Here is a 6,676-nt window from a genome sequence, read left to right as displayed (position 1 = left end):
CGAGTACGAAGAAGCCTTCTGGCGCAGCCAGGAGCAAACCCCGCAGTCCGCCTGAACCAATCAAGATCGGACTCTACGAAACTCGGGGCAGCTCAGTTCGCGGTGGCGGTAGTAGGGGGTGCGGACGGTGGCGTCGGCGCCCTGGTAAGCCCGGTCCGCGAGGACGAGGATCTCCCGGGTGAGGCAGGCCTGGATGATGCCGTGTGCGCGGGCCGCGGTCAGGTCGTGGGTGCGGCCGGGTGTCGTGCGGGAGAACCACAGCGGGGTGCCGTCGGAGCGGGCGATGACCTGCACGTTCATACCGTGCTTGCGGTGCTCTTGCGAGTAGTACGACTCGTCCGCCGCGATGCGGTCGGTGGCGATCAGGGTGCCGTCCACTATGACGTGGTCGCCCTCACCGAGGCCGGTGAGGGCTTCGTGCAGGCCGGGTGCCCAGGCCGCGAGGATGTCAAGGGTCTCGTCGACGTACCGCCAGGCCGTGGCCTGGGATATCCCGAAACCGGCTCCGAGCTGCGAGAACGTCTCGTTCTTCCGCAGGTGAACCAGCGTGAGAAGAGCCTGCTGGAAGCAGCCGAGCTTGCGCCACCTGGTGTTGCGGGCCCGGCGGTGCTCGTACAGCAGCCAGGCGACATGCTCGACGAGCTCGTGCGGGACGTCGAGCGTGGCAGGATACGGAACCAACAGGGCCCCTTCGGTCGCCGGTGTGTTGAGTGAGATCACCACGCCAACGACCAGGGGCCCTGCCTCGTCACCACACCAGCTGACCAGCCCATTTCACCCTCCAGCGCAGGATGAAAGAGGCTCACTGAGCTTCGTGAGCCATGTCACCCGATGCTAGATCAGCGGCCATCTGGCTATTGAGTTTAGCGAGCCATGTCATGAAGGAGAACTGCGGCGCGTTGTGAAGAGCCGCCTCGTAGTGGAGGGACACGCAGGGCGGGTTTGCCGTGGTCGATGTCGGTGGCTCCTCGCAAGTAGTGGTCAGCGGTTGCGGGCAAGTCTTAGTTGGGGGCTTTGTGCTCATATCGGTGTTCGTCGTTGCCATTTCCATGGCGTTGTTCTGGATGGCGGCGTTCACGCTCTGGTGGCAGATGCATGCCTGGCGTACACCCGAGACGCTGGCGTCCACCCGCTTCGACCGCCCGGAGGGCGGCACGGAGCTGTCGTTCTCGCTGCTGCTGCCTGCCCGCCACGAGCAGGCGGTGCTGGAGCACACCATCGAACGGCTACTGGAATCCAGCCATTCCAACTTCGAGATCATCGTGATCGTCGGGCACGACGATCCGGAGACCGCGGCGGTCGCCGAACGGGCGGCCGCGCGGGACCCGGTCAGAGTGCGGGTGGTCACCGACACCCACGAGACCAAGAACAAGCCGAAGGCGCTGAACACCGCGCTGCCGCACTGCCGGGGCAAGGTGGTGGGCGTCTTCGACGCCGAGGACCAGGTCCACCCCGAGCTGCTCGCCCACGTGGACCACGCCTTCACCAGCACCGGCGCCGACGTCGTCCAGGGCGGCGTGCAGCTCATCAACTTCCACTCCAGCTGGTACAGCCTGCGCAACTGCCTGGAGTACTTCTTCTACTTCCGCAGCCGTCTGCACCTGCACGCCGAGAAGGGGTTCATCCCGCTCGGCGGCAACACCGTCTTCGTGCGCACCGCGGTGCTGCGCGAGGCGGACGGCTGGGACCCGGAGTGCCTGGCCGAGGACTGCGACCTCGGTGTGCGCCTGTCCTCCGTGGGCAAGAAGGTCGTCGTCGCCTACGACAGCGACATGGTGACCCGGGAGGAGACCCCCGGCAGCCTGATGAGCCTGTTCAAGCAGCGCACCCGCTGGAACCAGGGCTTCCTCCAGGTGTACCGGAAGAAGGACTGGCGCCAGCTGCCCACCCGCGGTCAGTGGATGCTGGCCCGCTACACCCTGATGTCCCCGTTCATGCAGGCGTTCACCGGTGTGATCATCCCGGTCAACGTGGGCATCGCGCTCTTCCTCGACGTGCCCGCCGGCATCGCCGTCGTCACCTTCCTGCCGCTGATCACAGTGATCGTCATCTTCGTGTTCGAAGTCGTGGGCCTGCACGACTTCGGGGTGGCGTACGGGTTGCGGGTGCGCTTCGTGCACTACGTGAAGCTGATCCTCGGCGGCCCCTTCTACCAGCTGATGCTCGCCGGGGCGGCGGTGCGCGCCGTGTGGCGCGAGAAGACCGGCCGCAACGAGTGGGAGCTGACCAGCCACGTCGGCGCACACCTGACAGATCTGACCGAGACCAGAGAGGACGCCCGCCGGTGACGACGCCCCTGCCCCCCGTACCGGAGACCACCGGGACGGCCGGCGACGCCGAGCCCGGCGGCACGCTCCGGATCCCCGCCCAGCGCACGAACCCCCCGGACACCGGCGCCGCCTGGGTCCGCCCCGTCGTCCGCTTCCGCTCCTCCCGCCCCGACCTGCTGATCTGCGCCGCCCTGCTGTGCCTGATCATGGTGGTGCAGGGCTGGAACATCGCCCACTTCCCCGCACTGAGCGAGGACGAGGGCACCTACCTGGCCCAGGCGTGGGCCGTCCAGCAGGGCGAGGGCCTGGCGCACTACACATACTGGTACGACCATCCGCCGCTCGGCTGGATACAGATCGCGTTCCTGACCTGGATCCCGTCGCTGATCGCGCCCGAGACGATGACCGTGGCGACGATGCGCCTGGCGATGCTCGTGGTCAGCGCCGTCTCCGCGGTCCTGCTGTACGTGCTGGCGCGCCGGCTGTGGCTGCCGCGCTGGGCCGCGGCCCTCGCGATGCTGATGTTCGGCCTGTCGCCGCTGTCGGTGGTGCTCCAGCGGCAGATCTTCCTCGACAACATCGCCGTGATGTGGATGCTGCTGGCGTTCTGCCTGGCCGCTTCCCCAAGCCGGCATCTGTGGCACCACTTCGCCGCGGGTCTCGCCGGAGCCGTGTCGGTGCTTACCAAGGAGACGACGCTGCTGGTCCTGCCGGCGCTGCTGGTGACGATGTGGCGGCACAGCCACCGCGGCACCCGCAAGTTCGCCGTCACCGGCGCGATCACCGCCTGCGCCTTGATCGGGCTGTGCTACCCGCTGTACGCGCTGCTCAACAACGAGCTGCTGTCCGGGCCCGGCCATGTCTCGCTGATGGACGGCATCACCTACCAGCTCGGGCGCCCGGGCTCCGGGTTCATCCTGGAGGCGGGCACGGTCTCGAACGAGGTGCTGCGCTCCTGGCTGTACTACGACACCGTGCTGCCGATCGGCGGGCTCGCGGGCGCGGCGCTGCTGCTGGCCACGCTGCGCTGGTCGGTGACCGCGCGGGCGCTGGCGGGCCCCTCGCTGGTGGTCCTGATCCTGGCCGTGGTGGCGCTGCGGCCCTCCGGCTACCTCCCGGCGATGTACGTCGTCCAGGCGCTGCCCTTCCTGGCCCTGGTGCTCGCGGGCGGCGCGGCCAGCGTGGCGCACGCGGTGCTGCGGCGGCCCGTCGGGCGCGCGGCCGCCCCGCGGGCCGAGCGCCGGGTGCGCGGCGCCCTGGCCGGGGTGCTGGCGCTGGCGGCCCTCGCCTTCGTCGTCCCCCACTGGTACGAGAGCAACCGCGACGCCCTGACCGCCGACGCCAACGCCCCCTACCGGGCGGCCGCGGAGTGGATGCGCACCCAGGTGGAGGACCCGTCCGCCACCCGGGTCCTGGTCGACGACGCCCTGTGGCTGGACCTGGTGCACGACGGGTTCACCCCCGGCACAGGCGTCATCTGGTTCTACAAGTTCTACAAGGACGACCTCGACCCTGCCGTGACCAGGACCCTCCCGGGAGGCTGGCGGGACATCGACTACGTGGTCTCCTCGCCGACCGTCCGCCGTGACGCGGCCGACCTGCCCAACGTCAAGGCGGCCCTGGAGAACTCCGAGGCGGTCGCCGTGTTCGGCCGGGGCGAGGACCGCATCGAGATCCGCCGTGTCGGCAGCGAAGGAGGCACCCAGTGACCACACCGCGTAGGACCGGGGCCGTCGAGCTCGGCGACCCGGAACTGACCGTCGGCCAGATCGCCGAGCCCGGCGCCATGACCCTCGTCGTGCCGACCCTCGCAGCCAAGATGGCCGCCTTCGGGGTGATCGGCCTGACCGGCTTCCTGCCTAACCTGGCCGCGCTACACCTGCTGGTGGCGGGCGGGATGCACTACCTGCCGGCCGAGATCATGGCCAACCAGTTCGGTGTGGTGTGGAACTTCCTCCTGATCGAGGTCCTGCTCTTCCGCGAGCGGCGGCGGCACCGGCACTGGTCGGACCGGTTCGGCCGCTTCGCCCTGCTCGCCAACGCCGACCTGCTGCTGCGCATCCCGTTGATCGCCCTGTTCGTCGCCCAGTGGGGGATGGCGGTGCTGCCCGCGACAGCCCTCGCCCTGCTGACCACCTTCGTGGTGCGGTTCGCGGCGACCGAGGCGCTGGTCTACCTGCCGCGCCGCGGTGCCCCGGGGCGCGGGCGGGCGGGTGCGCGGGCACGGCCCGGTCCACCAGACCGCGTGCGTGCGGCGCCGCCTCCGCGGCGGCGACCGCGTGCGGGTGCACGAGAGCCGCCGAAAATGCACGAATGGAACCAGTCTCGATAACCCATCATCTCCGGCGTTCACGCCGCTTTTGTTGACTTGAGAAGCACTTGACAGTCGAGCATGTTGAACCGTTCCGGGTTCGGTAGAGACTTCAGCTTGTAGTTGTGACCTGGGGTTTCGTAGCCGTGAAGTAGTAGTTGCTCTCGTATTCGGCGGGTGGGATGTGCCCTATTCCACCGTGGAGCCGGTGGTGGCAGTACCAGTCGACCCATTCCGCGGTGGCCAGCTCAACCTGGGAGAGCGTCCACCAGGGTCGCCCCGGTTTGATCAGCTCGGTCTTGAACAGGCCGATCGTGGATTCCATAAGGGACAGTCGTAGGCGGCACCGAAGGAGCCGATCGAGGCTGCGATGCCGGCGGCCTTCAGGTGTTCGGCGAGTCGGAAACTCGTGTATACGGAATCGAGTCTCTACCGAACCCGGAACGGTTCACGGATGTGGGGGCCGTCAACCGCAGCCCGGGAGAAGTCCAGCAGGTTCGCTCTGCGGAGTTCGGCCAGGAGGTCGGCGCCAGCACGTCACGCCGGGAGCCGAAACCGAACTCCTGCGGAAGGTGTTCCCAGTCGATCCCGGTGTGCAACACGAACAGAACCAGGAACGGTTCAAGCGTCTTCTCGATTCCCACATGCGTGTACCCACGAGCACAGCCGAATTTTGCTTCACCCTCCTATTGGAAGAGCGTGCGTCCAAATCCTTCTGCGGGCTCCCGCGAGTCTCACAACCTCCAACCGCAGTACGGCTTGGCCTGCCTTGAAGGATTCCCGTCAAGGCAGGCACTCGAGACGCCGAGCTATGTGAAAACGCTCATGGGCGGGAACCTAAGAACTCCGTTTCGCCCCCACGGAAGCGCCCCTCCAGTCCCACAGGTGAGCTTCTCCTGACACGTCAGCCAATAGTGCATCAGCGGCCACCTGACCAACAGGCTCAGCGAGCGCCGCCATCCAATCGGGTGACAGCCTGAACAGGCTTAGTCCCAACAGCCGCAACCCTCTGCAGCCATATTCACCAACTACTACTCAAGGAGAGCAATGTGACCCACGAGACCGATCCGTCGGGGTGGCCACAAGGAGCCTCAACTCCGCTGTCTACTGTCGCGCTCAAGGCACGGTGCGAAGTTGGCTTCCCATCCCTATGCGTTGGCCAAGTACTGCATCAAAGGCCAATCTTGGTGGCCTGCGCTCGTCGTCACGACAGAGCTCATGGCTGAGCCGAGAGTGAACGCCATGCATGGCACCGCTGTGCAATTCGGTCGGCTGATCAGTCTGAGCGCGGCCTTGATCGGTTGGCTGGATCAGCACTCCTGTCGCCTTGTCCTCCGCTGCTCCGAGGGGCCGCGCGCCTTACTCCCGGTCGCCGCGACGAGCCGGCATGTCCTGGAGAACCCCGTCCTTGAGAACACGTCTGCCGATGCGTCAAACGGCTGTCCCGAAGCATCCCCTCCCGTCAGCCCCGAGAATTCCGTCCGAGAGGCCGACGTGAGATCAATGGCGTTGGCGGTCTTCGACGCATTATTCCGCGACGTACACGGCCCCGAGCACAGCTGGTCGATGACGACTCTTGCCATTTACCGCCGGCTGCTCGATGCCGTCCGTACAGAGTTCACCTTCCCGACCCCCATCAGGGGTGCAAGAGCCATTCAGAGTAGCCGTGGCCTTCGGCAGTTGCTGGACGTCGGCCTAGCACAGCTGGCACAGCGCGCTATTGCGAACGTCCGTATCACCCCGTACTCCCGAGACTCCGTGCGCTACTGGCATGTCACTGTTCTGAGTGACGCAGGTGGCGTGATCTCCCTGCCCGAGGACGCAAGGCAGCGTGCTGCACGCATGCTCCGAGCTTCATTCCCTGATGCCGCGTGGAGCTGTGCTCAGTGCTACAACGTGGGCACTGGTGTCCTCACGGAGGACACCATGACGGTGCCAGGCACCCATCCGAACGATATTTCATGAGCATCTCCAACCTGCCTATTGGCATGGCTAAGGGCTGTCTCGTGATCTTGTTCATGTCAGTTCGAGTTGTTGTTGACGAGTTTCTTCACGTTGGTCGCGACGAGTCGGATTTTGGCGAGGACCTTGCCGG

4 protein-coding genes and 3 pseudogenes are annotated in these 6,676 nt (G+C 66.6%); 4 read left to right on the top strand and 3 right to left on the bottom strand.

The features are described 5' to 3' along the window. Positions 1 to 96: 96 nt before the first annotated feature. A pseudogene (locus ACFYMC_RS29405) lies at positions 97 to 723 on the bottom strand (transposase family protein); the annotation flags it as partial. A gap of 326 nt (positions 724 to 1,049) precedes the next feature. Between ACFYMC_RS29405 and ACFYMC_RS29400 the strand changes: the two are divergent. The 3 genes and pseudogenes from ACFYMC_RS29400 to ACFYMC_RS29390 form a co-directional block, all read left to right on the top strand. Continuing rightward, positions 1,050 to 2,288: a glycosyltransferase gene (locus ACFYMC_RS29400; protein ID WP_388531104.1), complete on the top strand. Its 1,239-nt coding sequence runs from the start codon at positions 1,050 to 1,052 to the stop codon at positions 2,286 to 2,288. Continuing rightward, entirely contained in the window at positions 2,285 to 3,979 is a 1,695-nt protein-coding gene (locus tag ACFYMC_RS29395) for an ArnT family glycosyltransferase (RefSeq protein WP_388531101.1), read from the top strand. Before ACFYMC_RS29400 ends, ACFYMC_RS29395 begins: the two co-directional genes overlap by 4 nt. A gap of 104 nt (positions 3,980 to 4,083) precedes the next feature. After that, positions 4,084 to 4,602 (top strand): annotated as a pseudogene (locus ACFYMC_RS29390) (GtrA family protein); the annotation flags it as partial. 91 nt (positions 4,603 to 4,693) lie between these two features. Here ACFYMC_RS29390 and ACFYMC_RS29385 read toward each other — a convergent pair. Both ACFYMC_RS29385 and ACFYMC_RS29380 read right to left on the bottom strand, forming a co-directional pair. Further along, a complete protein-coding gene (locus tag ACFYMC_RS29385; protein ID WP_388531099.1) occupies positions 4,694 to 4,906 on the bottom strand; it encodes an integrase core domain-containing protein in 213 nt (70 codons plus the stop codon). 119 nt (positions 4,907 to 5,025) lie between these two features. Then, positions 5,026 to 5,192 (bottom strand): annotated as a pseudogene (locus ACFYMC_RS29380) (IS5/IS1182 family transposase); the annotation flags it as partial. A 523-nt stretch (positions 5,193 to 5,715) separates the two neighbouring features. Here ACFYMC_RS29380 and ACFYMC_RS29375 point away from each other — a divergent pair. Next, positions 5,716 to 6,546: a hypothetical protein gene (locus tag ACFYMC_RS29375; RefSeq protein ID WP_388531096.1), complete on the top strand. Its 831-nt coding sequence runs from the start codon at positions 5,716 to 5,718 to the stop codon at positions 6,544 to 6,546. Positions 6,547 to 6,676: the final 130 nt, after the last annotated feature.

Origin of the sequence: Streptomyces sp. NPDC006879 (assembly GCF_042869595.1) — a bacterium.
In the GTDB taxonomy this organism is placed as follows: Bacteria; Actinomycetota; Actinomycetes; order Streptomycetales; family Streptomycetaceae; genus Streptomyces.
The sequence above is the reverse complement of the archived record's forward strand: the minus strand, read 5'-3'. Positions and strand labels throughout refer to the sequence as shown.

Bases quoted from the DNA above. Each gene is read 5' to 3' on its own strand.
- ACFYMC_RS29400 (WP_388531104.1), top strand. From the start codon at position 1,050: ATGGCGTTGTTCTGGATGGCGGCGTTCACGCTCTGGTGGCAGATGCAT.
- ACFYMC_RS29385 (WP_388531099.1), bottom strand. From the start codon at position 4,906: ATGGAATCCACGATCGGCCTGTTCAAGACCGAGCTGATCAAACCGGGG.